Below are 24,996 nucleotides of genomic sequence, written 5' to 3'. Positions count from 1 at the left end.
GGCGGTGCCAACGGCGTCGGCCCAGGCGGCGCTCACGCGTCCACCTCGGCCCCGTACTCCTCGATGTACGCGGCCGTGGTGTCGCGCCAGTCGGTCCATGCGGCCTGGTACTCGGCGCCGCCGGTCGGATCCTCGTAGTGCGCCCGGAGGAGGTTCACCGCGGCCTGGGCGACCGGAGCGAGCGCCTTGGCGTTGTCGATCGCGTCGTCGCGCTGCCGGACGAGCACCGCCTGCTCGTGCTGCTCGAGGGTCGTCATGCGACTGCCTCCGTGACGGTGATGCGGCGGATGAGGTGGGCGGGGTATGGGGAGTCGTCCCGGTCGCGGCGCGCGCGCTCGATGCTCTGGCGCCACTGGACGTAGTCCGCGAAGGTGTGGGCGTCGTCGTCGCACCAGCAGGCGGCGTAGACGACCTCGCCCTCCGGTGCGGCCGAGACGCACTCGGCGGCCGCACGCTCGATCTGGTCGGCGAGGCCGGGCGGGAGCGTCGCGAGCAGTGGTCGGAATCGGTCCGTCGCGGCGGTCATCGCGCACCGTCCGCGAGCCACGCCTCGGCCTGGTCTGCGAGCGATCCTGGCGCGAACGCCTCCATCTCGACGTCGTCGTAGGGCAGCGATGGGTCCTGGATGACCTGCTCCCGCTCCGGGATGGCTGCGAGCTCGCGAGACACGAAGCCCTCGAGCACCGCGACAGCCTCGCGGGGCCCGTGCTGACGGAGAGCGCCCGACGCGATCACCAGCGCCTCATCCTCGGTGGTGGCCGTCGAACCGGCGCCGAAGAACAAGGCCGGGACCCGGCGGGGGAGAGCGGGGGAGGACAGGGCCTCGAGCGCCTGCACTGGGAGGGGGGCGAGACGTCGACGACGGAAGAGGTTCAGGGGGTTCATCGGACGCTCCTTCGCGTAGGGCGCGTGCGCGCCCAGGGGTCTCTGTTCTTCTGGTTCTCGCGGTGGGCCTCGATCGACGCCGGCGGGATACGCCAGGGGCCCTGGTCGCCACGGAGCCGGTACGCGCCGGGCAAGCTGCCGTCGGCGATGAGGTTGCGCACGGTCTCGGTCGACGCCTGGAGTTCGACTGCCGCGTCGCGGGTGGTCAGGTCACTCACGCCGCGTCACCACCCGTGACGTCGAGCTCGCCCTGATCGACGACCTTGGTGAGCGACTTGGCGAGCGCCTCGACACCCTTGGCCGTGACTCGGACCTGCGGGGTGTCGATGACGCGCTCGCCGGTCTCGGGGTGGTGGTGCCAGCGCGCGCGCTCGGCGAGTGCCCCCTGGTCGATGCGGCGCTGGTAAGCGCGGGGCTCGTTACCCTCGTTGCGGTAGATCCAGCCGTTGGCCTGCATCCAGTCCCGCAGGCGCTTCTCGCCCGTGAGGATGCCATGGTCGCGGCTCAGGATCTTCGCGGCCTCGTTCACGCTGAGGTCGCCCGACGTCGAGAGGAACGCGTCGAACGCCTCTGCACGCGGGGTGAGCGCGGCGACCTGCTCGGCCGTTGCAGCGAGAGTCGCCTGCGCCTCGATGAGTGCCGCGGCCATGAGTGCCGGGCCCGTGAGTGCCGGCGTGCCGTATACCCCCGTCTTGCGGATCGTCGGCAGGACGTCGGAGGTGATCCAGCGGCGGAAGCGGACGGCGTCCGGCTTGTCGGAGCGGATGACGACCTCGTACATGCCAGCCTCGGAGACGACGGTGAGGTTCTGGGATCCGCCAGGGGTGTCCATCGGGCGGACACCCTTCATGTCGGGGGCGAGGCGTGCCGAGGCGTTGCGGGGGTTCGCGATGTCCAGCACTGCGCAGAGATCGGCGAGCACAAACCACGGCTCGCCGTCGGTGGTGACGACCCGGACGGTCTGGCCGTCGAAGTCGAACGGGGTGATGTCGGTCATGAGACCATCTCCTTGGGTGGTGCCCCCGTGATTCCTTGGTCGGAGCGGGGGCGCTGTCATGTCTGGGGTGATGCACGCAGCTCCACGCCGGGACCTACCGGCTGGCTGCGCATCCACACATGAGTTCCGTTCCCTGCCGGGGCCCGCCGCGTCCACGGCTGCTCCCTCTCGGCGTGCTTCCCGGGCCGCGTAGGACGGTTGTCGTCCCGGGATATCTGCACTCATGCGCTGTATTCAGGTGTTCTGCACTCCGACCCGCTCCGCGGAATCGGATATCTGATACCGCTAGGCCGCGGAAGACGTCCGGATGCTCATCGGGAAGAGCTCCACGAAGTCGACATCCAGGAACGCTGCGATCTGGAGCAGCTCGTCCGTGTCGAATGCAGAGCGGCCCGTCATGCGGTCGCTCATCGTCGTTGCGGAGATGCCGAGTGCCACAGCGAGCTCCTTCTGGGAGGCCCGGCGGCGAGAGAGGCAGGCCCGCACTTCGGCAGCGATCGCCCCTCGGGAGTGGGTGAGTTCCATGGCTGTAGTTCTATCAGATATCCGATAGTCGACGCAACGCCCGATGCGCGGCGTGTCGGATATCCGATAACGTGGAGCTATGACCAGTGACTTCTCGAAGGCGTTCGCACGGCACCTGCGCGACATCATGAGCGAGCGGGATGTGCGACAGGTGCCCCTCGCCGAACGGCTCGAACGCTCGCAAGGCTTCGTTTCTGAGCGAACGAGCGGGCGACGACCGGTCGACACCGACATCATCGCGGCCGTCGCAGAGATGGCCGGCATGGGTCCGCGCGAGCTGGTCGAGGAGATCTCGACGCGGATGCGCGACGCTCGCCAGCAAGGGGCCACCGTTCATGCTTTCCCAGGCGCGGGCGTGTCGGCCGGGACGGGCCTGCCAGACGTCGATACGGTCCTTGAGAGGGCAGTGGCGAACGAGGATCCGACCCTGGAGGAAGAGGGCATCGCCCAGCTCGACTAGCAAGGAGGACTGGGCATGCAGGACCTGATCGACTACGCGCTCGGACGCGGCTGGGGTGTGAAGTACCGCGACCTCGGCCGACGGAACGGCGAGTACTCACGCGGGTTGATCACGATCAACGACCGCCGGCGCACCGGCTTTACGATCCGCATGACCATGGCCCACGAGATCGGGCACGCCCACCATGACCACGCGTGGACCGACGACCCCGCGGCGAGCGCACGACAGGAGCGTGAGGCCGACATGTTCGCGGCGCAGATCCTCATCTCGCTCGAGGAGTACGCGCGCGCCGAGCGCATCGTCGGGGCCCACCCTGGAGCGATCGCCAAGGAGCTCGCCGTCACGGAGAACTACGTGCTGCTGTGGCGCGAGAACTACGTCCGGCCGCGTGCTCGGCTGCGCCACCTGCGAGCGGTCTAGCGGCCCAAGCGTCACGGTCGGACTTCACCCCGCCGCTTCGACCTGAGGCAGGGGCGCATGCGGGAGGATTCGCAGCATGACCACACGAACCGGCGCCATTGCGGCCATGATCGGTGTCTCACTCATGCTCGCTGGATGCTCGGGAGGCGCTGAGCCCGAGGTTGCGTCGACGCCGACTGATGTGACCGCAGAGTCAGCGCCCGCCGAGCCGGAGCCGACTCCGACGGAGATCAGCATCGAGGAGGCCGGTGCTCAGTACCTTGCGCTCGTAGAGCCGTACAACGCGGCGCTTCCCGCCGTTGTCGCGTCCTTCGAGGCAAACGATCTGCCAGCCGCGCGAATCGCGGCGGGTGACCTGGCTGCGGCTGGGCGCGCCTTCGCGGACGGACTTGTCGCCGCGGAGTGGCCTGCTTCTGCGCAGCCAGCCGTCGACGGCGTGGTCGCCGAGCTCGCGGCCGAACTGCCCATCTACCTCGCGATCGCAGCTTCGACGGAGGACCAGAAGACCATTGACCTGACCTACCAGATTCCGGAGCAGCAGGGCAACGGCCAGAAGCTCCGCATCCTCCTTGGGCTGCCCGACGTCCCGGTCTCCTAACCCCCTGGAGGCACCGAGGCCCCCGCCGAACGGCGGGGGCCTTCGTCATGCTCCGAGCGCGCGCAGCTCCTCGGCGACCGGCAGGACGCCGGACATCGCGAGCAGGACGGCGTCGACGTCGCCTTGGTGCGCGTCGGGCAGCAGGTGCCCGTAGGTGTCGACGGTGGTCGTGATCTTTTCGTGGCCGAGTCGCGCCTGGATGTAGGGGAGGGGGCGACCGGCCGCGATCATCCATGAGGCGTGCGAGTGGCGCAGGTCGTGCAGGCGCGGTCGCTTGCCGAGCGGCGTAAGGCCTACGGCGGCGCACCTCTCGTCGTCGTTCGCCGCGTCGACAGCGGTGCGCCAGACGCGAGAGTAGAAGCCGCCGGGCCACACGGGCCCACCCTGCGCCCCACGGAACACCAGGACGTCGCCGCGCCCCGCAGGGCCGGCCGTGGCCACGAGCTCGTGCGGGACGGAGATGGTGCGTTCGCCGGCGTCCGTCTTGGGCGGGCCTAGGACGCGCGCCGCGGTCTCGCCCTTCTGCCACGCCTTGTCGATGTGGACGAGGGCCGTGTGTGAGTCCTGGTCGATGTCGCCCCAGGTGAGTGCGGTCACCTCGCCCCAGCGCATCCCGGTGCCAGCGAGCCACATGACGAGCGGCTTCCAGTTGGCCGGGACGAAGTGCAGCAGGATCGCGAACTCGGACTGCGAAAGTACGACCATGCGCTCCTTGCGCTGGCGGGTCGCCTTGATCCCGCGGGCAGGGTTGCCCTTGCGCAGGCCGCGGGCGTCAGCGGCGGCGAGGATCTGGGAGAGCAGGCCGTGGTGGTTCTGCACGGTCTTCTGTGCGACTTTCTTCCCGGGGCGGCGTTTGGAGTCCTGGGACTCGAGCCACGTGACCCAGGCGCGGACGTCGTCCTCGGTGATCGCGTCGATCGGCATCTCGCCCAGGCGTGGCAGGATCGTTGCCTCGAGGATTGCGCGGTACCCGGCGCGGGTGCCTGCGTTCGACTCGCGCGACAGGCCGCCCTCGTGGTCGAGGTACGTCTCTGCCCACTCGGCCAGCGTCGGCACGCCGCGGCGCGCAGCGCCAGTGCGCTCGTCGCGGATCCGGGACGCCTCGGTGACCCCGACGCGGTCGACGAGCTTGGCGAACGTCCGAGCCGCGCGCTCCACGGTGTGACCATCCTCACCGTAGAAAGTCTCCTGGCGCATCTTCCGGTTCTCGTCGCGCGCCTGGACGCGCCAGGCGAACCCGGAGCTTCGTTTCACGGGGGTCACACTCGCCACACGATCACGCCCAATCCGTACGTGGTGGAGCGCAACGCAACAAGGCCCCACGCCTACATCTGGGGCCATTGTAGGCCTTCGATGTAGGCGCGGGGCCTATGTCGTGCGGTGCAGGTCGCTGACCTGCACTTTCATGGGGTGAGTAACGGGACTTGAACCCGCGACCCCCTGGACCACAACCAGGTGCTCTACCAGCTGAGCTATACCCACCACGGCCTGCACGAGCTCCGAAGAACTCTTTAGCAGCCGTCGAAAAGTGTACCTGGTTTCTGAGGGGTCTCAGGACAGGGGTGCGGCCTCCGGCTCGGTCCCGGTCCCGGCGGCCGTTCCGGACGCCCCGATCGACTTGGAGACCGAGGTCTCCTTGATGCGCTCGGCGACCGCCTTCGCGGTCTTGGAGTCGGTGCCGGGCTGCGGCACGAACAGCGCCTCGCGGTAGTAGCGCAGCTCGTCGATGCTGTCGAGGATGTCGCCCAGCGCACGGTGGCCGCCGGTCTTGGCGGGCGACGCGAAGTACACGCGCGGGTACCAGCGCCGTGCGAGCTCCTTGATCGAGGAGACGTCGACGATCCGGTAGTGCAGGTGGCCGACCAGCTCCGGCATGTCGCGCTCGAGGAACGTCTTGTCGGTGCCGACCGAGTTCCCTGCGAGCGGTGCCTTGCCCGGTTCGGGGACCCAGGTGCGGATGTACTCGAGCACACGGGCCTGCGCGTCGGCCATGGTGGTGCCGCCCGGCAGCTCCTCGAGGAGCCCGGACGTGGTGTGCATCTCGCGGACGAAGTCGCCCATCTGCTCGAGCGCCTCGGCCGGCGGGGCGATGAGGACGTCGATCCCGTCGCCCAGGACGTTCAGCTCGGAGTCGGTGACGACGGCGGCGACCTCGATGAGCGCGTCGGCGCCCAGATCGAGACCGGTCATCTCGCAGTCGATCCACACGATGCGGTCATTGGTGTTCACAGGGCTCACGCCCACAGCCTAGGCCGTGACGAAGGACGTGGCGGCCCGCGCTGCGAGCGGAGCGGGCCGGACCTACGGTCGAAGAAGACCCGGAGGAGGCTCCCTCGGGCTCCCCACCACCACGTGAAGGAGACAACCATGGCTGACACGGACCTGGCAGGCCGTCGCGTCCTCGCGATCGTGACGAACTACGGCGTCGAGCAGGACGAGCTCGTGGTCCCGCTCGAGCACCTGCGCTCCGCAGGGGTGGACGTCGACGTCGCTGCTGTGACGAGCGACCCCGTCGAGACCCTCGTCGGGGACAAGGACCCGGGCACCACCGTCCCGCCCACGCTCCGGCTGCAGGACGTCGACCCCGGCGGCTACGACCTGCTGCTCGTGCCCGGCGGCACGCTGAACGCCGACTCGTTGCGGCTCGAGGGCACGGCGGTCGAGGCCGTCCGGTCGTTCGCGACCTCGGGCCGACCGGTCGCGGCGATCTGCCACGGCCCCTGGGTGCTCGTCGAGGCGGGCGTGCTCGCGGGGAAGACCCTGACGTCCTACCCGTCGTTGCAGACGGACGTCCGCAACGCGGGCGGTTCCTGGGAAGACCGGTCGGTCGTGCGGGACGACGCCGAGGGGTGGGCGCTCGTGACGTCACGCAATCCCGGCGACCTCCCCGACTTCCTGCGCGAGGTCGACGCCGTCCTCAGCGAGAGCGCCGTGAGCGCCTGACGCGACCGTGGCCGTCAGCCCGCAGCACGAAGGCCCTGACTCCTGTGACGAGGAGGTCAGGGCCTTCGGTCGTGGGTGCCCGGTCGGCGGGAGATCACCGAGCGGTCGGGCGCCGTCATGCGGTGCGACGCGGCAGGCGTGCCTGCCGGGTGCGCGCCGGGATGCGGGTCGTCGTCCGTCGCAGGCTGCTGCGGCGCAGCGTCTGCTCCTGGAGCTGCTCGCGCCGGCCGAGGTCGGCGACGTCGTGCATGAGCTGGGGATGCATGGTGGTTCGTCTTTCGTGACGTCGGATTCGTGGACCTGGCCGGGTCCTCCACCGCCCGGTACTGACCGGACGGACGCCACCGCGGTGATAGGTGCAACACAACCACCTCCTCGCCGGGCGGTGCACGCCTTTTTCTCCCTAGGCTCTCTGGATGGGAGCAGACAGCGAGCCGAGCGACGCACGACGTGACGTGAGCGCGGGGGAGGTGGCGCCGTCGGGCACGGGGAGCGTGTGGCGCGCGCGGCTCGTCGCCGCCCTGCCCGGCCTGGTCCTGGTCGTGATCGGCGTGCTGGGCTTCCTGGTCGTCTACGACTCGGTGCGCGAGCGCGACGACCTCTGGTTCACCGATGACGCCGTGCTCGCGTGGATGGTCGCGCACCGGACCGTGGCCGCGACGTCGGTCCTGACCGTGGTCACGAACCTGTTCGGCCCGGTGGTGCTGCCGATCCTCGTCGGCGTGGGGTGCCTGTGGTGGGGGCTCGCGACCAAGCGCTGGTGGGAGCCCGGCCTGCTGGCCGGGGCCATGATCGCCTCGACGGTCGTGTCCTCGGTCCTCAAGGCGCTCGTGGCCAGGCCACGGCCCGACGACGCCGCCATGGTCGTCCCGGGCGTCGAGCGCAGCTTCTCGTTCCCGTCGGGGCACACGATCGGCGCGGCGACCCTCGTGCTGGTCGGTGGGTACCTCGTGTGGCGGCAGTGGCAGGAAGGGCGGCAGCGCAGGCTCGTGCTCGTGCTGTGGGTCGTCGTGAGCGTCGCGGTGATCGCCGTCGTGGGGGGCAGCCGGCTGTACCTGGGGTATCACTTCGTGACCGACGTGCTCGCGGGTGCGAGCCTCGCGGTCGCGGTGCTCGGGGGCGTGGTGGTGATCGACAGGCTGCACGACCTGGGGGAGCAGTCACGCGCCGGGAGCTCGGCCTGAGTGCTGCAGGTCCACCGAACGGTGGATGCGCGCATCCACCCGAGCCCAGCCGCAACGGTCGATGTGGCACGGGGTGGTGCGTCCATAGCCTCGCAGCATGACCGCACTGGAAGTACGACACCTGCACAAGCGCTACGGGCAGCACGTCGCCGTCGACGACGTCTCCTTCACCGTCGAGGAGGGGGAGATCTTCGGCATCATCGGGCCCAACGGTGCCGGCAAGACGACGACCGTCGAGAGCATCGCCGGCCTGCGGACGCCCGACTCGGGCACGATCTCCGTGCTGGGGCTCGACCCGGTCACGGACCGGGCGGAGGTGCGTGAGCGACTCGGCGTGCAGCTGCAGGAGAGCAGCTTCCCCGACGCGATCACGGTCTCCGAGGCGCTCGATCTCTACAGCTCCTTCTACCGGGACCCCGTCGACTGGCGCGAGCTCATGGAGCTGCTCGGTCTCACCGAGAAGCGCAGCACGCGGTACAAGGCGCTCTCGGGCGGGCAGAAGCAGCGGCTCTCGATCGCGCTCGCCCTGGTCGGCAACCCGAAGGTCGCGATCCTCGACGAGCTCACGACGGGCCTGGACCCGCAGGCGAGGCGGGACACCTGGAGCCTCGTCGAACGGGTCCGTGACACAGGCGTCACGATCCTCCTCGTGACGCACTTCATGGACGAGGCGGAGCGCCTCAGCGACCGGATCGCCGTGATCGACGGCGGCCGGGTCGTCGCGGTGGACACGCCCGCGGGGCTGATCGCGCAGGCGACCGCGGAGCAGCAGATCCGGTTCCGTGTGAGCCAGCCGCTGGACAGGAGCATCCTCACCGAGCTTCCCGAGGTGAGCGGTGTCGAGGTCGTCGAGGGCTCCTGGCTGGTCACCGGCAGGGGGCAGCTCGTGAGCGGCGTCGCAGGTGCGCTCGCCCGGGCGCAGGTCGTCGTGGAAGACCTCCGCGTCGACCAGCGCACCCTCGACGACGCGTTCGTGGCCTTCACGGGACGCGCCCCGGAATCCACCGAAGGCTCCGAGAGGAAGGTCGGCTGATGCGCGCCCGCCTGAAGATGGTCACGGTCGAGACGAAGCTCTTCCTCCGCGACTCGGCCACCGTGGTCTTCGGCGTACTGTTCCCGACGGGACTGCTGCTCGGGCTGGGGGCTGTCCCGGCGCTCGGCGAGGTGACGCCGGAGACCGGTGGGCTCCGAGCCATCGACGTCTGGGCTCCGACCGCACTGGTGTTCGGCATGGTGATGATCGCCGTGCAGCACGTCCCGGTGGTGATCGCGACCTACCGGGAGCGCGGCATCCTGCGCAGGCTGTCGACCACTCCGGCTCATCCGCGCAGCATCCTGTCCGCACAGATGATCGTGGCGTTCGGCTCCGTGGTCGTCTCCGCGGTGCTCTTGATCTTCTTCGCGTGGGCGGTGCTGGACATCGCACCGCCCGAGCGGCCGCTGGAATTCGTCGTCGCCTTCGTCGTCGGCTATGCGGCACTGCTCGGGATCGGCCTGATCTCCGCCGCCGTGGTCCGCACGAGCAGCGCCGCCAACCAGATCGGCACCCTCCTTTTCGTTGCGCTAATGTTCTTCGGCGGGGCCTTCCTGCCCCGTGTCCTCATGCCCGACGCGCTGCGCGAGGTCGGCGAGGTCGTCCCGCCCGGGCTGCAGGCTCTCACCGCTGCGTGGTCCACCGAGGCGGGCGAGGTCACCGCCACCGCCGGCGGGCAGCCGTTCTGGCTGCAGATCGCCATGATGGCGGGTATCGCGGTGATCGCGAGCGCGATCGCCGCACGACTCTTCCGCTGGGAGTAGGTGTCGAAGATGGGGGACGTCGGGGCCGACGAGCGGCCGATCCCTGCGACGCTCGAATCCACGGTCGCGGAAGAGGCGGAGATCGCGCACCGCTCCCGGTTGGCCTGGAGGAAGGAGCAGCTGCGGGTCTGGGACCTCCTGCAGCTGGTCACGCCGTGGCTCCTGCTGACGATCTCGACGGCGATCTACTTCTCGCAGGTGCTGCCGGCCTCCGGTGAACGCTTCTGGCCCGAGGGCGCCTCCGTCCTCGGGCTGGTCGCGGTCTCGGCCCTGTGGGTGCTGTTCGGGCAGACGCTGCCCCTGCGGCGCAGGGCGCTCCGGCCGGTGCCGGCCGGCATCTACTTCGTCGGGCTGCTGGCGCTGTGCGTCGCCCTGATGACGTACTCCGACGTGTTCCTCGTCTTCACGGTCGCGTGCTTCTTCCAGGCGTACCTCCTCAGACCGTGGCCCGTGGGCGTGCTCGCGGTGCTGGCCACCTCCGTGGCACTCAACGGCTCGGCGATGAGCGTGTGGGTCGACCCGACCCCGGAGGTGCTCGCGGAGCTCCTCCTGATCGTCGCGGTGCAGACCGCGGCGATCGGGGTGGGGATCCTGCTGACGGCGCGGAGCGAGCCGGAGGAGCGCAAGCGCGAGGAGCTCGTCGAGCGGCTCGAGGCGGCGCTGCACGAGAACGCCGGGCTCCACGCCCAGCTCGTCGCTCAAGCCCGGGAGTCCGGGGCGCACGACGAGCGGCAGCGGCTGGCCGGCGAGATCCACGACACCCTGGCCCAGGGGCTCGCCGGCATCATCACGCAGCTCCAGGCCGCGGAGCGTTCCGCCGGGGCACGGGGTGAGAAGGACGAGCACGTCGAGCGCGCGCTCCGGCTCGCGCGCAGCAGCCTGACCGAGGCCAGACGGTCCGTGCAGGCGCTCGCTCCTCGGGAGCTCGGCCGAGCGCACCTTCCCGACGCACTGCGCACGTTGACCGAACGATGGTCGCAGGACCAGGGGATCAGTGCGCAGGTGGAGGTCACCGGCACCCGCGAGCCGCTGAGCCCGGCGATCGAGGTGTCGCTCTTCCGGGTCGCGCAGGAGTCGCTGACCAACGTGGCGAAGCACGCCGAGGCCTCGCGCGTCGGCGTCACGCTCTCGTACACAGGCCCCGAGGTGCTGCTGGACGTGCGGGACGACGGACGCGGGTTCGCGAGAGGGAGCGGGGCCGGGTTCGGCCTGACGAGCATGCGCCAGCGCATCCGGGGCGTCGGCGGTCACATCGAGGTGCAGAGCACGCCGGGCGAAGGGACGTCCGTCAGCGCGCGCGTCCCGGCGATCGCTCCCGGGGGCGCGCGAGCGACGGAGGAGACCGACCGATGATTCGACTGGTGATCGTCGACGACCATCCCATCGTGAGAGGCGGCCTGCGTGACACCTTCGCGGACGTCGAGGACATCGTGGTGGTCGGTGAGGCAGGTGACGGCGCCGAGGGCGTCGAACGGGCGACGGCGCTGGCTGCGGACGTCGTGCTCATGGACCTTCGGATGCCCAGGATGGACGGCGTCGCCGCGACGGCGGCCCTGCGTGAGCGGGCGCCGGATGCCCGGGTGCTGGTCCTGACCACCTTCGACAGCGAGAGCGACGTGCTGCCGGCGATCGAGGCGGGGGCGATCGGCTATCTCCTGAAGGATGCGCTGCCCGACGAGCTGATGCGAGCGGTCCGTGCGGCCGCGCGCGGAGAGTCGGTGCTCGCGCCGTCGGTGACGCAGCACCTCATGGGCCAGGTACGCAGGCCCGGCGCGGGCACGCTGACCGATCGCGAGAAGGAGGTGCTGCAGCTGGTCGCGAACGGCAGCTCGAACCGGGAGGCCGCTGCGACGCTGTTCATCGGCGAGGCGAGCATCAAGACCCATCTGCAGCACGTCTACGACAAGCTGGGCGTCCGCGATCGGGCCTCGGCGGTGGCCGAGGGCTACCGCCGTCGCCTGCTGACGTGACGCCACCTGGGCGCAGGCGGCGTTCGCCGACGGGGCAGACGGGGCCGACGGTGCCACGTCGGGCGGCGAGCTGCGCGACGAGAGTCGGCCGCTCGACCCGGGAGAGAGCATTCTAAAGAACTCTTGCGCAAGACTTCTTTAGAGTCGTAGGGTGGCGGCATGCCACCCAGCACCCCGCCCGACGACGTCACGCATCCGCCCGCACAGGCCCCGGCCCCGGCGCAGCGCGACGAGGCCGTCACGACCTCCGACCCGGAGCGCATCCGGGCCCTGGCGCACCCGCTGCGCCTCGCGATCCTCGACCTGCTCGACGACGAGGGCCAGGCCACGGCCACGCGCTGCGCCGAGGTCACGGGGGAGTCGGTCGCGAGCTGCTCGTTCCACCTGCGCATGCTCGCCAAGTACGGGTTCGTCGAGCCCGCCGAGCGGGTCGGGCGCGAGAAGCCGTGGAAGCCCGTGGGCACCGGACGGACCAGCCGCTACGACCCCGAGCAGCCCGAGTCGCTGCGGGCCGCGGGCGAGCTCGCGCGGATCGTCGTCGACCAGGAGGCGGCGCGGGTCGCGCACTGGATCGACAGCGCGCCCCGCCAGCCCCACGAGTGGCTGCTCGCCTCGGTCATGACCAAGAGCTCGTTCTGGGCGACGCCCGAGGAGCTGACCGAGCTCTCGCGCGAGCTCCAGGCGATCACGGACCGCTTCGAAGGTCGCTGGACGCACCCCGAGCTGCGCCCCGAGGGATCGCGGCCCGCGCGGTTCTTCGGCGTCGTCAACGCGGACCCGTTCGACCCCGACGCGCCGGCGGACGCCGGGAGCCCCGCGGCCCGGACCCCGGGCGCGCCCGCGGAGGGCCCGGTCACGGTCGAGCTGCCGACCGGCGAGGAGCCCCGCGCATGAGCACGACCACCGACGAGGCGACCCTGGTCAAGCAGGCGCTGCGCACCCGGCCCTTCCGCTTCCTCACGGTCGCGTGGGGATTCACGAACTTCGCGGACTCGGTCCTCGCGATCATCTTCGCGGTGTGGGTCAAGGACCTCACGGGCTCGAACGGCACCGCGGGCCTGGTCTTCGCGGCCCTGGGCCTCCCGGCGCTCGTCTCGCCGCTGCTCGGCCAGGTCGCCGACCGCGTCTCGCGCCGCCGCATGATGATCGTGGCCTACCTCGTCGGCGCGGTCTCGTTGCTCTCGTTGTTCGCCGTGCGCGGTCCTGGGCAGGTCTGGCTGATCTTCGTGGTCACGGTCCTGTACTCGGGGATCGGGTTCGCGACGGCCGCGGCCCAGTCGGGACTCATCCGTGATCTGCTGCCCGACGAGGCCCTGGGCGCCGCCAACGGCCGGCTCACGACGATCGACCAGACGTTCCGCCTCGTCATGCCGGTGATCGGCGCTGGTGTGTACGTCGCGGTCGGGCCGCTGCCCCTCGTGGTCTCGGCCGTGGTCGCGTTCGTGGTCGCGGCGTTCTTCGTGTCCCGGATCGTGCTCGTGGAGACCCCGCCGACGCCGCAGGACGAGCGCGAGCCGTTCCTCGCCGAGGTCACGGCGGGGTTCCGGCACCTTTTCCGCACCGCCCCGCTCGGCGTCCTGACGGTGGCGCTCGCGGTCGGGTTCGGGGCCGTGGGTGTGCTCAACGCGGTGAGCTTCGCGATCATCGAGAGCGGCCTGGGGCTGGGGCCCGAGATGCTCGGGCCCATCTCGAGCGTCCAGGGCGTCACGGCGATCGTCGCGGGTCTCACGGCCGCGCGCATGATCAAGCGGATCGGGTCGCAGCGACTGGTCGCGCTCGCGCTCGGGATCGTGACGCTCGGCATCCTGCCCGCGCTGGGCACGAACCTCGTGGCGATCGTCGTGGGCATGGGCGCGATCGGCCTGGGGGTCACGTGGGCGATCGTCGGGTTCGTCACCGAGCGCCAGCTCAAGACGCCGGCCACGCTCCAGGGGCGCACGTCGGCAGCGACGAACATGCTGCTCAACGTCCCGCAGCTCGTCATGACCGTGGTCGCGGCGGCCGTCGTCGGGGTCGTCGACTACCGCTTGCTGGTCGGGCTGACCGCGGCCGGGCTCGCCGTCTCGATGCTGCTCTCGCTCAAGGGGTCGCGTGCGTCGGCGGCCGAGGAGGCTGCGGTGGCCGGGGCGACGGCTGAGGGCTGAGAGCTGACGGTTGGCGGCTGGGGGGCCAGCGACCGAGGGGTGAGGACCGCGAGCCGGCCGCCGCAACGACCTGCCACGGATGTGTTGTCAGAAGTGGGCCGGGGGATACCTCGGCCCCCTTCTGACAACCGGGGCGCCCGGTGTCCGTCCGGGGCGGTACGTGGCTGCCGGTCGCGGTCCGGAACAGGCCGTGGCGGGGTCGGGCGGTCAGGCGGCCGCGAGCGCGTCCTGGACCGCAGCCTCGAAGCGCACGCGTGCCCGACGGCGCAGCGTCCGCCACGCGAGCACCGCACCCACGAGGAGGGTCGCCACCGCGAGCACCGACCACGGCACCGCCCACAGGTGAGCCTCGCCCGTGGCGGGGTCGAGGGCGTGGGAGGTGGCGTCGTCGGGCAGGGTGGTGGTCGCCGTCGTGGCGACCACGGGCGCGAGCGCGACCGACGCCGACAGGCGCCCGAGCGGCGCGACCCCCGTCGCGGTGCCCGTGAGGGTGATCGCGTCGCCCGGCAGGAGCTCGGGGAGGTCGCCCAGCGGGACCGAGACGGCCCCGACACCCATGGGGCCGGCGACCGTCGCCGCGAGCGGGCCCGCCAGGCGCACGTTGCCCGTGTTGGTCACCGTGAACGTGAGGTGCGCGTCACCCGTGCCGGCGGGGTTCCACGACCCGGCGTAGTCGGCGTCGACGTCCGTGACGGTCGCGGACGGGGCGAGGTCGCCCGCGACGCGGACCAGGACACGCGTGCCGAGGCGCCGGTCGACCGCGACCCCACCCGCTCCCGCGCCCGCGCCCGTCACGAGAGAGGTCACGACCGCAGCCGTGTGGTCGCCGGGCGTGGCGTCGGTCGGGACCGTGAGGGTGAAGGGGACCGTCGCGCGCTCACCGGGGGCGACCGCGACCTGCGGGACGTCGGTCGAGATCCAGGCGCCCAGGTCCTCGGACGGTGTGCCGGCGGGCAGGACGTCGAGCGCTCCCGTAGGTGAGGTGAAGGCGTCCGCGGCGTAGACCGCGAGGTCGAGCGGGACCTCGCCGTGGTTGGTCACGACGAGCTGGTCGGTGAGGGTCGCGCCGGGTTCCAGGGCGAAGTCGAAGGTCGGGGCGGAGACAGGGGCGACGCCCCAGGTCACCGGCAGAGCGACGGGCTGGTCCGCGGCCCCGGCCGGGGCGGCGGACAGCAGCGCTGCCACCGCCCCGACCAGGAGCGCCGCCGCGACACGGCGCACGGGACCCGCCGCGCTGCGGGACGGGAAGGTCGCCGTGCCGGTGTGCACGATGCGACGGGTCATGTCGGTCAGCCGATCGCCGTGAGGGTCAGCGTGGCCGTGTACGTCCCGGCCGCCGCGTCGACCGGGAAGCGCAGGTCCAGGTCGGCCCCGAGGACCGCGCTGCCCGGCTGGTGCCCGGCCGCTGCGGACCCGAGCAGGGCGGAGTCGGCCAGGCCGTTGCCGCTCACCAGGCCCGAGGCCACCGGAGCGCCGGCGAGCGTCCCGCCGCCCGCCGCGACCAGGGCAGGCGTCCACCCGAGGTGCGTGCCGGGGAGCGTGCGCGCCCCGGCGGTCGTGGTGAAGTCCCCGACCTGTGCCGAGACTGACCAGGCGGGGGCCGTCGCGCGGGTGTCGGTCACCGTCACGGCGCCCAGGCGGCCGGTCGCTGCGAGGTGGTCGCCCGCGAGCCGGGCCGTGCCGAGGTCGACCACGCGGGCGCCACCGTCGATCGTCCAGACGAACTCGCCCGGCTCGACGGGCGCGGCCGGGATGGTGACCGTGAGGTCGATCTGGCCGTCTCCGGGCTCGGCGGCCGGCACGTCGACGCCGTAGAACGTCGTGGTGCCCGAGACCTCGTTCCCGACGGCGAGGAGCGGCGCGCCCGTGGGCGAGTCGCTCGCCGGGACGAACGTGAGGCCCTCGGGGCCCAGGTCGCCGGCCTCGGCGAGCTTCTCGGGCGTCGCCTCGGCGCTCACGGAGAAGCTGCGGTTGTTGACGTAGGAGACGTAGGTCGCCTGCGCGGGGTCGGTCACGTCGAAGACCGCGATCCCGCCCACGCGCTCGAAGCCGATGAACGCGTACGTGCGTCCGCCGACCTCACCCAGCGTGAGCCCCTCGGGCTCGGGGCCCTTGTCGTCGCTGCGCCCGTCGAACCCGGACTCGGTGTGGTTCGAGTTGAAGAAGCCGGGCTCGACCGAGGCCACGAGCTGCTCGAACGCGTCGCCCGAGTCGAAGACCTGGCGGCCGTCGGTCGACCAGATCGAGAACGAGCGCGACCCGTACGAGTACAGCTCCTCGTAGCACGAGCCGTCGGCGCGCAGGCCGCTCGCGGTGCTGATGTTGAGCCGGCCCAGGTGGGCGTCCGCGGTGAGGTCGGCGAGCGTCGCGGGGTTGCCGGGCGCGCCGACGAACGACGAGAACGCGTCGGCGCACAGGCCGGGCACGCCCTTCTTGCCGAGGTCCTTGACGCGCTTGACCTCGGACCAGCCCTTCCAGTCGCGCGAGTCGCCCTCGTTCGCGGTCACGAGGTAGGTCGCGCCGCCCGCCTGGTACGAGGCGATCGTGTCGGGCTGGTAGAGGCCCTTGACGGGCCAGGAGCGGATGTCGATCTTCCCGTCCTTGTCGGACGCGTCGAGCCCCTTGCCCGCGGCGAGGTGGTCCTGCGTCCCGAGCGGCAGCAGGTCGGTCACGCTCGCGCTCGCGACGTCGACGACCGCGAGCGCGTTCGCCTCCTGGACGCTCGCGTAGGCGACCGTGCCGGTCGCGTCCCAGGCGATGTACTCGGGCTCGAGGTTCTCCGAGACGGGCCGCTGGGGGACGCCCGTGCCCGCGGCCTCGCGGCCGCCGAACACCCGGACACCGGCCGGCAGCGTCCTGGAGCCGCCGGCCTCGAACGCGTGGAACGTCGCGGTGCGGACGTCGCCCTGGGCGGCGCTCGCGAGGCTCGCGGGGGCCGTGACGATCGAGATCGAGCCCTCGGGGTCGACGCTGTAGTCGTCCGCGGGCTCGCCCTCGTTCGCGACCGCGATGCGCGTGCCGTCGGGCGAGAAAGTCACCATGTCGGGCAGCGCGCCCACGCGCACGGCGCCGAGGATCGCGGACGCGGGGGCGGCTCCCGGCGTGGTCACGGGCGCGGCGGCGTCGAAGAACACGAGCCACCCGTCGTCGGTCTTGGTGCCGGACTCGACCGCGGCGACGGCGAGGCCGTCGGGACGGATCGCGACCGAGTTCACGACGGCGTCGGCCGCGACGACCGAGCCGTCCGCGGCGGCCGTGCCGCCGACCGCGAGCTCGAACAGGCGGGTCGGGGCCGTGGGGTCCTGGGCGTCGAGGACGTCGACCTTCCCGGACTGGGCGTTGACGACGAACAGGCGCTGGGAGGCCGCGTGGAACGCGACGATCTCCGCAGCGGACTCGTCGAGCTGGCCCGTGGAGTACGTGCCGAGCGGCGAGAGGGTGACAGCAGGGGGGACGGACGGGTCGGGGGCGGCGACGGCGGTGCCGACGACCCCGAACGTCCCGGCAGCGACGGCGACCGTGAGGCCGGCAGCCACGATCCCGGCCGACCTCGGGTGACGCAGGCGGGACTGGTGAACCACGCGCATTCCGTGCTCCTCGTTCCGATGGCCCTGCAGGGTGCAGGGCAGACGCTCGGAACCTAGGCGGGGCGGGTGTCGCGTCGGTGAACGGCGCCCGACGTGACGGGGGCGGCCGGGTGACGAGTGGGGCGGAGGGGACGAACCGGCCGTCTCGCCCCTTGCTGCGGCGAGTTGTCAGAACGTGGCCGGGCTCTGCCCCGACCACGTTCTGACAACGGGTCCGCGGCCTCGGTGGCGTCGTGGGGCTCAGGGGCGCGGCCGATGCCGGCCCGTCGTCCTGCCGACCGGTCGATGCCAGAGATGTCCCGCCGACTCGCGGGCGCGCGCCTCCACCGTCGCCCCGGCCCGACCACTAGTCTCACCGGGTGGACTCGACGCGGCGCACGACCTGGCAGGAGCTCGCACCGCAGGTGCGCACGGACGTCGAGGAGATCCTGGGGAGCCCGGTGGTCTTCGCCACGAGCCAGGTCCAGGGCTACTCGCCCGGCAGCGCCGACCGCGTGCGCACCGCCTCGGGCGCGCGCGCCTTCGTCAAGGCCGTGAGCCGATCGCGCAACGCCGACGCGTACGACATCCATCGGCGCGAGCTCGACGTGCTGCGCCGCCTGCCCGGCGCGGCCCCCGCGCCCCGGCTCCTGGGGGCGCACGAGAGCGACGAGTGGGTCGCGCTCGTCGTCGAGGACGTCGAGGGCCGGCACCCCGACCTGCCGCCCGAGCGCCGCGAGCTCATCGCGGTGCTCGGCGCCCTGCTCGAGCTCCCCGTGGTCCGCGACGGGTCCGGCACCTCACCGTTCCCCGACGCGACGACCGAGCTCGCCCCCACGTTCGAGGGCTGGTCACGGCTGCGCGCCGACGACCACCTGGCGGGGCTGCCCGCCTGGGCGCTCGAGCACCTCGACGAGCTCGAGGCGCTCGCGGCGACGGCCGCGCAGGCCGCGCACGGCGACCGGCTCGTCCACCTCGACCTCCGCTTCGACAACGTGCTGGTCGACCAGTCCTCGCGCGTGTGGGTCGTCGACTGGCCGTGGGCCGGGACGGGCGCCCGCTGGGTCGACGCCCTGACCCTGCTGCTCGACGCGCGCGTCAACGACAGCACGGTCGACGTCGACGCGATCGCGTCCTCGCACCCGCTCTTCCGCGGGGCGACACGCGACCACGTCGACGCCTTCCTCGCGGGGCTCGCGGGCTACTTCTTCGACGCCGCACGGCACCCCGCACCGCAGAACATGCCGACCTTGCGCGCGTTCCAACGGCGGCAGGGGTTCGTCGCGATCGACTGGTTGGCGCAGCGCCGGGCCTGAGGCACGAGGCGGTCGGCGGCGGCTCAGGCGTTCCAGGCGACCTCGACGTCGAGCACCCACGTCACGCCCGCCTGCACACGGGCCCGCGGTTCACGCCGCGCGAGGTCCCCGGGGGCGACGTCCAGGAGTTCGTCGCTGCGCGGTTCACCGGCCGGCACACGAACGACTGGCCGTGCCGCGGGAAGGTCGTCATCGACCTGCCGGCCCGGGACGTGGCGCCGTTCGTCGAGGACGGCGTGGTCGAGGACCTGGGGCCCGACAAGTGCAGCGTCGAGGTGGGGTCGTGGTCGTGGACCGCGCTGGCCTCGCTCCTCGGACGTCTCGAGGCCGACGTGCACGTCCTGCACCCGCAGGAGCTCCGGCTGGCCTTCGGTGAGCTCGCCCAGCGGTTCCAGCGGGCCTCGGACCCCGGCGACCGGCCCGACTGATCCGCCGGTGGCGACCTCAGTCGTCGAACCCGCGAGCGCGCAGGGCCTCGCCCAGCGCGTCGGCCTGCCGCATCGCTCCCACGACGAGCGGCACGGCGAACGCGCGGACGTCGCGCTCGTGCCCGCGCGCCCGCTGCGCGTCGCGGACCCGCCCTGCGAGGTCGGCGATCACGGGCACGCTGCGCAGCGCGAGGGCGAGCACCAGCGCGATGCGCTCGACGTCCACGCCCACAGGCCCCAGGGGAGCGAGCCCGCGCTCGATCGCCCCGAGCAGGTCGCCGACCCGCGTGGTGCACGTGACGAGGCCCGCGAGCGCCACGAGGACCACGAGCCGCGCGCTGAGCACGGCCGCGGAGGTGAGATCCATGAGCCACCACTGGAGCGCGAAGAGCACGGGCACGAACACACGCAGGGGCCGCACCTGCCCCCACGCGGCGCGCCGGCCGACGCCGGAGAGCGCGTAGAGGCCTGCGACCGCGAGCGCGGCGAGACCCACGCCCAGCGGGGAGCGGACCAGCAGCAGGGCGAGCGAGCAGAGCATGAGGGCCGCGAGCTTGGGTCCGGCGGGGGCGCGGTGCAGCAAAGAGCGCCCGACGACGTAGGCTCCGGCCGCGTGACCCGTCGCGCCCCGTGCTGTGCTCGTCGGGGCGGAGCGGGGCCCACCTCGCGGGACGTCCGTGACGGCGGCCGGGCTCGACCCGCTCACGGCCGGTCGTCCAGGAGCCGGCGGTAGTACGCGATCGCGGGAGCGGGTTCGTCGTCGGCAACGACCTGACCCTCGTCGACCACGAGGACGCGGTCGTAGCCTGCCATGAGATCGAGGTCGTGCGAGACGAGCACGACCTGCTGCGGGATCTCGGCGAGCAGCGACGCGACGCGACGCGTGTTGCGCAGGTCGAGCAGCGTCGTGGGCTCGTCGGCCACCACGAGGCGCGGCCCGCTGACGAGCACCGACGTGAGGGCGAGGAGCTGCTTCTGACCGCCCGAGAGCAGGTGCGCGGGGTGGTCGGCGTGCCCGTCGAGGCCGTGGCGCGCGAGCCAGTCGGCGACGAGCCGGTCGCGCGCGGGACGGTCGTGCTCGCTGCGGCGCAGCGAGTAGGCGACGTCCTCGGCCACGGTCGGCATGACGATCTGGGCGTCGGGGTCGGAGAACACGAAGCCCACGCGCCGGCGCACCTGGGCGCCCGAGCGGCGGGTGTCCAGGCCGTCGACCCGGACGCTGCCGCGCGTGGGCAGGACGAGCCCGTTGAGCAGCCGGGCCAGGGTGCTCTTGCCCGAGCCGTTGGCCCCCACGATCCCGGTGCGTCGCTCGCGCAGCTCCGTGGTGACCCCGCGCAGGACGTCGCGCTCGCCCAGGCGCACGTGCACGTCCTCGAGCCCGACGACGCAGCCCACCTCGGGTGGAGCGGTCGCCGTGGTCGTCGGACCGACGGCCGGCCGCCGATCGGCTGCGGTGGTGGCACCGGAACCAGGCCGCACGCCGTCGGCACCCGGACCGGTGCCCGTGGACCGCCGCGTGCGCAACCAGCTCATCGGACGACCTCGAACAACGCCGCCACTCCCAGGCCGCCGCCCACCGCGGCCGCCGCGAGGCCGAGCGCACCGGTCGGGGCCTCTGCGCGTACGAGCCTGCTGAACAGCCGCACGACCGACACCGCTCCGCTCGCCCCCCACGGGTGCCCCAGGGCCAGGGCGCCGCCGTCCGCGCAGAGGCGCGCGTCGTCGTCGGGCAGGCGGAGCGCGTCGGTGAACGCCAGGACCTGCGCCGCGAAGGCCTCGACGAGCTCGACCGCCGCGAGGTCGCCCGTGGTGCGGCCCGTGCGGGCGAGCAGCTCGCGAACCGCCGGGACCGGGCCCCACCCGGGCAGGCGCGGGTCGCAGCCGCGCGTCAGGCCGCCCACGAGCCGCAGACCCGGTAGGCCCAGCCGTGCCCGCACGTGCTCGGGGACGATCGCGACGGCCGCGGCCCCGTCGCTGACCGGGCTCGCTGTGCCCGCGGTCACGGAGCCGCCGGGCGTGAAGGCGGACGGGAGGCGCGCGAGCAGCGCGGGATCGAGCCTGCGGGCGCGCTCGTCGCGGGTGAGGCCGCCGACCGGGACGACCTCCGCGTCGAAGCGGCCCTCGGCGTGCGCGGCCAGGGCGCGTGCGTGCGAGCGGACGGCGTAGGCGTCCTGGCGCTCGCGGCCGATGCCCAGGTCGCGGGCCAGGGTGTCGGCGGCGGCCCCCATGTCGGGGTCGCCGTACTCGGGCGGGGTGAAGGGCGCGCGGTCGTACGGGATCGGGGGAGCGGTCGAGCCTCTTCGGGGGCGGCGCGCGCGCAGGGGCGCGGTCGACGGGCTCTCGACGCCGCCCGCCAGGACCAGGTCTCCCTCGCCCGCGCGGACCCCGTGGGCCGCGAGGAGGATCGCGGCCAGCCCGCTGCCGCACTGCCGGTCGACCGTGACGCCCGGGACCTGCTCGGTGAGCGGTCCCGCGGGGTCGTCGAGCGCGGCGGCCAGCACCGCGACCCGCGCCAGGTTCCCGCCCGGTCCCGTGCAGTTGCCGAGCGCGACGTCCTCGACGCCCAGGCCGTGGCTCGCCGGGAGGTCGGCGAGCACCGCGCCGAGGACGGGGGCGGCGAGGTCGGTCGCCGACAGGTGGGCGTGCCCGTGTCCCGCCGTGCCGATCCAAGTACGCCGCGCGGCGACGATCACGGGGGAGTCGGGGGAAGCGCTCACCGCAGCGCCTCGTACGCGGGGCCGCCCGAGAGCAGGGCTTCGCTGATCGCGCCGCGCGCAGCCTTGCCCGACGGCGTCCGCGGCAGCTCGCGCACGCCGTACCAGCGACGCGGGCGCTGGGCCGCGGAGAGCGAGGCCCGGGCCACCCGTTCGAGGTGGGCGCGCAGGCCCGGCCGGTCGGCGCACTGCACCACGGCCGTCACGACCGCGCCCAGGCGGCGGTGCGGGGTGCCGACGACCACGACGTCCTCGACTCCCGGGATCGCGCGCAGCACGACCTCGACGTCCTCGGGGACCACGGTCGCGCCGCCCGTGAGGATCGCGCCGTCGCCGCGCCCGCGCAGGACCAGGGGGGTGTCCGGGTGGCTGGGGGTGGGGAGCTCCGCGAGGTCGCCCACGGTCGACCACTCGCCCTCGCGGCGGAACGGGCCGGTCGCCCGGGCGAGGTACCCCTGCGCCACCCACGGCGAGCGGACCCAGACTTCTCCGAGCGTCGCGCCGGGCAGCTCGCGCACCTCGACCTCGACGCCCGGGAACGGGCACAGACCCGTGCCGTCGGTGTCGATCGCGACGAACGACAGCTCGACGGCCCCGTAGTAGGTCACGACGCCGACCCCGGCGCGCGCCGCGCGCTCGCGCACGTCCGCGGGGAGCGAGGCGCCGCCGACCACGGCGGTCCGCAGGCGGCTCGGAGCACCCGCCTCGATCGCGTCGAGGATCGGTTCGAGCGCCGAGGGGACGAGGTGCACGACGTCGGAGGTCGCCAGGGCCGTGGTGATCGCGGCGGCCCCCTTGGCGAGCTGGACGCACGCCCCCGTCGAGAGCGCGTGCACGGCCGCGAAGCAGTAGAGCGAGGACGCGAGCGGGCCGGGCACCAGCACGGTGTCCTCGGGCCGGGTGCCCGTGAGCCGCGCGGCCGCGGGGAAGGACCCTGCCCAGGAGTCTCGGGTGCGGACCACCGCGCGCGGGCGACCCGTGCTGCCCGACGAGAAGCCGGCCCACGCGAGATCCGCAGCCGAGGGCTCGAGGGGAGCGACGTCGTCGGGCAGGCTGCTCGCGGCCGGGCCGCTGAGCGGGGCGAGCGCGTCCCCGGCGCTGCCACGCGGGAGCGGGACCTCGACGAAGCCGGCCGGGGCGATCGTCCGCAGGACCTCGGCGCGCTGGGCGCGCGACCACGTGTGGTCGCAGACCAGGGGAGTCGCGCCCGCGAGGTCGATCGCGAGGAGGGCCGTGAGGAGGTCGACCGGGTCGGGCAGCGAGATCGCGACGACGTCGCCCACGACCGTCCCGGTCGCCCGCAGGAACTCCGCTCCCGCCGCGACGTCGGCGGCGAGGGCTCGGTAGGTGCGGGAGCGCTCCGGTGAACGCAGCGCGCAGCGACCCCCTGCGGAGCTGCGTGCGTGCGCGATGACGGCGTGGGCGACGGGCATGAGGGGATCGTAGGTCGATCAGGCCGCGGGGCTCGCCGCGGGCCGCTGCCCGGAGACGCGCTCGGTGCGGCGCAGGGGCGACGCGGCAGGGTAGGCGCGGACCACGCCGACCGTGACCGAGGCCGCGATCACGGCCTTGAGGACGTCGCCCGGGAGGTACATGAGCGAGCCGGTCGCGACGGTCTGGAGGGGGAAGCCCGTGACGAGCGCCTGGAGCGGGATGCCCAGGGCGTACATGACGAGCATGCCGCCCACGACGCTCGCGGCCAGGACCCGCCAGAACGTCAGGGTGCGGAACCGCTCGACGATCAGGCCGACGACCGCTGCTCCCACCACGAACCCGATCAGATAGCCCGCCGACGGGCCCACGAAGACCGCGGGGCCGCCGCGGCCGCCCGACAGGAGCGGGAGGCCCGCCGCGACCAGGGCCAGGAACGCGAGCATCGCGAGCGCGCCGCGCCACGCGCCCAGGAGGGCTCCGGCGAGCATGACGCCCAGGGTCTGGAGCGTGATCGGGACGGCGTTGCCGAACAGGGCCAGGCTCCCCGGCATGCCGAGGACCGCGGTGAGCGCGGCGAAGGTCGCGATGCGGGCGGCGTCGGCGGCGGAGAGGCGCCAGCGGGAGGGGGCAGGGTCCAGGGCCGCGGCCGACTGGTCCGGCGCGGTCGGCACGCCGGGGTGCTCGCTGCCGGGCACGTCAGCGGGCAGGTCTGCGGGCAGGTCGGTGCGCACTGGGCGGGCCACGGGGTCTCCTCGGGAAGGGCGTGAGGTGCCGGGTGGCACGTGTCCACTCTTGTCGGGGACGGGGCGCTGGTGCGTCGGCGCCATGGATCACGGAGTGCTGGGAGCGTTGGCGGAAGTCGACAACCGGTTGGAGGAAACCTCCAACCGGTGTGGCCTCGCAGGGCCCTGGCTTGAGGAATCGTCTCGGCATGGTCGCCGGGGGTAGGCCTACGGGCGCTGGCGGCGACGCCCCACGACCTGCTGGTCGAACAGCGCGATCGCCGCACCGACCCGCCTGCGCAGGTAACGCTCCTCGGTCACGGTCCAACGGGGTGAGCAGTCGTCCTGCCCGACGAGCCACGGGACGCACGCCACGGTGAGCTTGCGGTGGCAGGCGTCCGCGACGCGCCCACGGTCTCCCCAGGGCGTTCCCGTGCTGCGCGCCATGTCGCCAGCCAGGTTCCATGCGTCGAGAGCCGCCTCGGCGTCGAGGGCTCGCCGGCGAGCGAGCCACTCGAGGGCAGGAGTCAGGTCCGTCCGCGTCGTCTCGTCGTCCGCCACGTCCCAGCCCTCGACGGCGGCTGCTGAGAAGCAGTCCTCGGGGCTCGCCCACGTGAGCACCCTGCCGCTCCGGGTCGCGACGACGTCGCCGCCATCGGCGCCCTCACCCCACCACAGGGTGGTGGACCTGTCGTAGCGCAAAACCTCGAGAGCGTAGCCGGATCGAGGGCCCGCTGATGCTGTGCTCATACCGGCATCTTGCCCCCTCGAGGGCGAGGATCCGCTCCTCGATGTGCCTGGACGTCCGGGCACACCCCGTCCCGGTGGGGACGGCCCCTGGGGTGGGAGGTGTCGTTCGCGCAGCCACCACCATTGTTGCGGCTGCGCGAACA

Annotated in this window: 30 protein-coding genes and 1 tRNA gene; 13 read left to right on the top strand and 18 right to left on the bottom strand. The window is 72.8% G+C overall.

Translation table 11 applies throughout. The features are described 5' to 3' along the window. Positions 1–32: 32 nt before the first annotated feature. From ASE15_RS06420 to ASE15_RS21060, 6 genes are all read right to left on the bottom strand, one after another. Positions 33–257 (bottom strand): hypothetical protein, encoded by a 225-nt coding sequence (locus ASE15_RS06420; protein ID WP_056762240.1) that lies wholly within the window; start codon positions 255–257, stop codon positions 33–35. After that, positions 254–526, bottom strand: a complete 273-nt coding sequence (locus tag ASE15_RS06415) for a hypothetical protein (protein ID WP_056762238.1) — start codon at positions 524–526, stop codon at positions 254–256. The genes ASE15_RS06420 and ASE15_RS06415 overlap by 4 nt, the downstream gene beginning before the upstream one ends. Beyond that, on the bottom strand, positions 523–885 hold the full coding sequence (locus ASE15_RS06410; RefSeq protein ID WP_056762236.1) for a hypothetical protein: 363 nt from the start codon (positions 883–885) through the stop codon (positions 523–525). The genes ASE15_RS06415 and ASE15_RS06410 overlap by 4 nt, the downstream gene beginning before the upstream one ends. Beyond that, complete coding sequence (locus ASE15_RS06405; protein ID WP_056762235.1) at positions 882–1,103, bottom strand: helix-turn-helix domain-containing protein; 222 nt, start codon at positions 1,101–1,103, stop codon at positions 882–884. The genes ASE15_RS06410 and ASE15_RS06405 overlap by 4 nt, the downstream gene beginning before the upstream one ends. After that, positions 1,100–1,882: a phage antirepressor KilAC domain-containing protein gene (locus ASE15_RS06400; protein WP_056762233.1), complete on the bottom strand. Its 783-nt coding sequence runs from the start codon at positions 1,880–1,882 to the stop codon at positions 1,100–1,102. Before ASE15_RS06400 ends, ASE15_RS06405 begins: the two co-directional genes overlap by 4 nt. A 285-nt stretch (positions 1,883–2,167) precedes the next feature. Beyond that, on the bottom strand, positions 2,168–2,407 hold the full coding sequence (locus ASE15_RS21060) for a helix-turn-helix transcriptional regulator (RefSeq protein WP_056762231.1): 240 nt from the start codon (positions 2,405–2,407) through the stop codon (positions 2,168–2,170). Positions 2,408–2,486: 79 nt separating this feature from the next. Here ASE15_RS21060 and ASE15_RS21055 point away from each other — a divergent pair, with 79 nt between their 5' ends. The 3 genes from ASE15_RS21055 (at position 2,487) to ASE15_RS06380 (ending at position 3,885) form a co-directional block, all read left to right on the top strand. Further along, on the top strand, positions 2,487–2,867 hold the full coding sequence (locus ASE15_RS21055; RefSeq protein ID WP_056762230.1) for a hypothetical protein: 381 nt from the start codon (positions 2,487–2,489) through the stop codon (positions 2,865–2,867). 15 nt (positions 2,868–2,882) lie between these two features. Next, positions 2,883–3,287 (top strand): ImmA/IrrE family metallo-endopeptidase, encoded by a 405-nt coding sequence (locus tag ASE15_RS06385; RefSeq protein ID WP_056762228.1) that lies wholly within the window; start codon positions 2,883–2,885, stop codon positions 3,285–3,287. A gap of 76 nt (positions 3,288–3,363) precedes the next feature. Then, on the top strand, positions 3,364–3,885 hold the full coding sequence (locus ASE15_RS06380; RefSeq protein WP_056762226.1) for a hypothetical protein: 522 nt from the start codon (positions 3,364–3,366) through the stop codon (positions 3,883–3,885). A gap of 45 nt (positions 3,886–3,930) precedes the next feature. Here the strand turns inward: ASE15_RS06380 and ASE15_RS06375 are convergent, their stop codons facing one another. From ASE15_RS06375 to orn, 3 genes are all read right to left on the bottom strand, one after another. Further along, positions 3,931–5,139, bottom strand: coding sequence for a site-specific integrase (locus ASE15_RS06375; protein WP_162259123.1), 1,209 nt, complete (start codon positions 5,137–5,139; stop codon positions 3,931–3,933). Positions 5,140–5,291: 152 nt separating this feature from the next. Further along, positions 5,292–5,367 (bottom strand) — tRNA-His (locus tag ASE15_RS06370). A 69-nt stretch (positions 5,368–5,436) separates the two neighbouring features. Further along, positions 5,437–6,075, bottom strand: a complete 639-nt coding sequence (gene orn / locus ASE15_RS06365; protein ID WP_369800575.1) for an oligoribonuclease — start codon at positions 6,073–6,075, stop codon at positions 5,437–5,439. 177 nt (positions 6,076–6,252) lie between these two features. Between orn and ASE15_RS06360 the strand changes: the two genes are divergently transcribed. Further along, positions 6,253–6,828, top strand: a complete 576-nt coding sequence (locus ASE15_RS06360; protein ID WP_056648506.1) for a type 1 glutamine amidotransferase domain-containing protein — start codon at positions 6,253–6,255, stop codon at positions 6,826–6,828. Positions 6,829–6,943: 115 nt separating this feature from the next. On the opposite strand, the gene ASE15_RS20765 is transcribed toward ASE15_RS06360, so the two are convergent. Beyond that, on the bottom strand, positions 6,944–7,093 hold the full coding sequence (locus ASE15_RS20765) for a hypothetical protein (RefSeq protein WP_157257454.1): 150 nt from the start codon (positions 7,091–7,093) through the stop codon (positions 6,944–6,946). Between the two features lie 151 nt (positions 7,094–7,244). On the opposite strand from ASE15_RS20765, the gene ASE15_RS06355 reads away from it, so the two are divergent. The 7 genes from ASE15_RS06355 (at position 7,245) to ASE15_RS06325 (ending at position 13,923) form a co-directional block, all read left to right on the top strand. After that, complete coding sequence (locus ASE15_RS06355; protein WP_082608689.1) at positions 7,245–8,012, top strand: phosphatase PAP2 family protein; 768 nt, start codon at positions 7,245–7,247, stop codon at positions 8,010–8,012. Between the two features lie 97 nt (positions 8,013–8,109). Further along, positions 8,110–9,045: an ABC transporter ATP-binding protein gene (locus tag ASE15_RS06350; protein ID WP_056762222.1), complete on the top strand. Its 936-nt coding sequence runs from the start codon at positions 8,110–8,112 to the stop codon at positions 9,043–9,045. Further along, entirely contained in the window at positions 9,045–9,809 is a 765-nt protein-coding gene (locus ASE15_RS06345) for an ABC transporter permease (RefSeq protein ID WP_200960517.1), read from the top strand. The genes ASE15_RS06350 and ASE15_RS06345 overlap by 1 nt, the downstream gene beginning before the upstream one ends. A gap of 9 nt (positions 9,810–9,818) precedes the next feature. Further along, positions 9,819–11,162: a sensor histidine kinase gene (locus ASE15_RS06340; RefSeq protein ID WP_200960516.1), complete on the top strand. Its 1,344-nt coding sequence runs from the start codon at positions 9,819–9,821 to the stop codon at positions 11,160–11,162. Then, complete coding sequence (locus ASE15_RS06335; protein WP_056648509.1) at positions 11,159–11,779, top strand: response regulator transcription factor; 621 nt, start codon at positions 11,159–11,161, stop codon at positions 11,777–11,779. Before ASE15_RS06340 ends, ASE15_RS06335 begins: the two co-directional genes overlap by 4 nt. Positions 11,780–11,938: 159 nt before the next feature. Beyond that, entirely contained in the window at positions 11,939–12,673 is a 735-nt protein-coding gene (locus ASE15_RS06330; protein ID WP_056762220.1) for a helix-turn-helix transcriptional regulator, read from the top strand. Next, positions 12,670–13,923 carry an MFS transporter gene (locus ASE15_RS06325; protein ID WP_056762218.1) on the top strand — a complete coding sequence of 418 codons (1,254 nt, stop codon included), beginning with the start codon at positions 12,670–12,672 and terminating at the stop codon, positions 13,921–13,923. Before ASE15_RS06330 ends, ASE15_RS06325 begins: the two co-directional genes overlap by 4 nt. A 207-nt stretch (positions 13,924–14,130) precedes the next feature. Here ASE15_RS06325 and ASE15_RS06320 read toward each other — a convergent pair whose 3' ends face one another. Beyond that, positions 14,131–15,207: a WxL protein peptidoglycan domain-containing protein gene (locus ASE15_RS06320; protein ID WP_056762216.1), complete on the bottom strand. Its 1,077-nt coding sequence runs from the start codon at positions 15,205–15,207 to the stop codon at positions 14,131–14,133. A 5-nt stretch (positions 15,208–15,212) separates the two neighbouring features. Next, positions 15,213–17,510 carry a choice-of-anchor I family protein gene (locus ASE15_RS06315; RefSeq protein ID WP_200960515.1) on the bottom strand — a complete coding sequence of 766 codons (2,298 nt, stop codon included), beginning with the start codon at positions 17,508–17,510 and terminating at the stop codon, positions 15,213–15,215. 359 nt (positions 17,511–17,869) lie between these two features. On the opposite strand from ASE15_RS06315, the gene ASE15_RS06310 reads away from it, so the two are divergent. Continuing rightward, the gene (locus ASE15_RS06310) at positions 17,870–18,805 is read left to right on the top strand and encodes a phosphotransferase (protein ID WP_056648517.1); all 936 of its coding nucleotides are present in this window, start codon (positions 17,870–17,872) and stop codon (positions 18,803–18,805) included. Beyond that, positions 18,781–19,233, top strand: a complete 453-nt coding sequence (locus ASE15_RS21825; protein WP_369800574.1) for a WYL domain-containing protein — start codon at positions 18,781–18,783, stop codon at positions 19,231–19,233. Before ASE15_RS06310 ends, ASE15_RS21825 begins: the two co-directional genes overlap by 25 nt. Positions 19,234–19,249: 16 nt before the next feature. Here the strand turns inward: ASE15_RS21825 and ASE15_RS06300 are convergent, their stop codons facing one another. From ASE15_RS06300 to ASE15_RS06275, 6 genes are all read right to left on the bottom strand, one after another. After that, positions 19,250–19,939: an energy-coupling factor transporter transmembrane protein EcfT gene (locus ASE15_RS06300; RefSeq protein ID WP_082618251.1), complete on the bottom strand. Its 690-nt coding sequence runs from the start codon at positions 19,937–19,939 to the stop codon at positions 19,250–19,252. After that, positions 19,936–20,766 (bottom strand): energy-coupling factor ABC transporter ATP-binding protein, encoded by an 831-nt coding sequence (locus ASE15_RS06295; RefSeq protein WP_082618250.1) that lies wholly within the window; start codon positions 20,764–20,766, stop codon positions 19,936–19,938. Before ASE15_RS06295 ends, ASE15_RS06300 begins: the two co-directional genes overlap by 4 nt. Then, complete coding sequence (locus ASE15_RS06290; RefSeq protein ID WP_056762214.1) at positions 20,763–21,950, bottom strand: thiolase family protein; 1,188 nt, start codon at positions 21,948–21,950, stop codon at positions 20,763–20,765. The genes ASE15_RS06295 and ASE15_RS06290 overlap by 4 nt, the downstream gene beginning before the upstream one ends. Continuing rightward, positions 21,947–23,380, bottom strand: a complete 1,434-nt coding sequence (locus ASE15_RS06285) for an AMP-binding protein (RefSeq protein ID WP_056762212.1) — start codon at positions 23,378–23,380, stop codon at positions 21,947–21,949. Before ASE15_RS06285 ends, ASE15_RS06290 begins: the two co-directional genes overlap by 4 nt. Positions 23,381–23,398: 18 nt before the next feature. Beyond that, positions 23,399–24,124, bottom strand: coding sequence for a biotin transporter BioY (locus tag ASE15_RS06280; RefSeq protein ID WP_369800569.1), 726 nt, complete (start codon positions 24,122–24,124; stop codon positions 23,399–23,401). A 207-nt stretch (positions 24,125–24,331) separates the two neighbouring features. Continuing rightward, on the bottom strand, positions 24,332–24,853 hold the full coding sequence (locus ASE15_RS06275; RefSeq protein WP_157277155.1) for a hypothetical protein: 522 nt from the start codon (positions 24,851–24,853) through the stop codon (positions 24,332–24,334). Positions 24,854–24,996: the final 143 nt, after the last annotated feature.

This window comes from Oerskovia sp. Root22 (assembly GCF_001429135.1).
Taxonomy (GTDB): domain Bacteria; phylum Actinomycetota; class Actinomycetes; order Actinomycetales; family Cellulomonadaceae; genus Oerskovia; species Oerskovia enterophila.
This window is presented reverse-complemented; position numbering and strand designations above follow the sequence as displayed.